This is a genomic window from Pseudogemmobacter sp. TB195 (assembly GCF_058313095.1).
This window is the reverse complement of sequence record NZ_JBZEGG010000137.1, coordinates 1-622: the sequence shown is the minus strand read 5'-3', so window position 1 is coordinate 622 and position 622 is coordinate 1. Positions and strand designations below refer to the sequence as shown.

The 622-nt window shown below is 59.5% G+C and carries 1 protein-coding gene; it reads right to left on the bottom strand.

Annotation, left to right across the window (positions count from 1 at the left end; translation table 11 throughout):
* Nucleotides 1–622 (bottom strand): LvrA C-terminal domain-related protein (locus tag AC4FS3_RS29020; protein WP_491023421.1); only part of this gene is annotated, 622 nt, incomplete at both ends.

Sequence of the window (622 nt, the reverse complement as noted above, 5' to 3'; positions counted from 1 at the left end):
CTGTTGCTGATCCTCTGCCGCCAATCGCTTCCACGCCTTCAGCGCTTCGGACTTCGACATGTTTGGATCGCGAGGGTAGGCCTGCCAGAAGTCCTCAAACTCGGCTGGATACGAAATCCGCGCCCTTTTGGGGGGCGGTTTCGTAGGAGGATACGTAGTATCCGATATATATACCTCCTCCATCTGGCGTGACATTTCCGCAGGTTGTTGCAACGGGGACGGGAAAGGCGTGACGTTCGTCGCATCTGTCACAGATAAGGCGTGACAATCGTTGCCGTTTTCGACCGGCGTTGGTTGGTTTTCAGGGGGTGAAACAGCCCGCCGGGTCGCAGCATCAGCATCTCGCGCGCGTTCATTCTGACGCTGCTGGCGCTTGCGCTCGGCCGCTGTCATATCCCGGCTGAAGGACAGGATTCCCGGTTCTCCGACGCCATCCTTTGCCACATACCGCGCTATGCTTTCCGGGCACGGGTAGAGGTATTTCGGGGACCTGGGCCGCTGGTATCGGCAGAAATTGCGGATTGCCCCGTACTGGCGGCCGTCATGCTCGAACCAGTGGACCATGTCCTTGTCGGCCAGGTCGTCCAGCCAGCGGTTTATGTCCACGTCGCCGCCATCAGCC